1 pseudogene is annotated in these 302 nt (G+C 62.9%); it reads right to left on the minus strand.

Annotation, left to right across the window (positions count from 1 at the left end):
* Positions 1-302: pseudogene (locus J5M72_RS28795) on the minus strand (calcium-binding protein); the annotation flags it as partial.

Raw genomic sequence — 302 nt, forward strand, 5'->3', positions numbered from 1 at the left:
CGAGGGTGTCGTCGCCGGCACCGCCGCTGAGTACGTTGTTGCCGCTGTTGCCGATCAGATAGTTGTTCAGGCCGTTGCCGACACCATTGAGATTGGCGGTGCCTGCGAGGAACAGGTTTTCCAGGTTGGCGCCCAGAGTCCAGTTGGTCCAGCTCCACACGGAATCGATCTCGCCGGCCAGGGTGCTGGTTTCGGTGATGGTGTCACCGAGGTTGTCGACAATGTAGGTGTCGTTGCCCAGGCCGCCGATCAGGCTGTCGGCGCCCAGGCCACCGTCAAGGATGTTGGCGCCAGCGTTGCCG

Source organism: Pseudomonas sp. 58(2021), from assembly GCF_017491585.1.
GTDB lineage: Bacteria > Pseudomonadota > Gammaproteobacteria > Pseudomonadales > Pseudomonadaceae > Aquipseudomonas > Aquipseudomonas fluorescens_BT.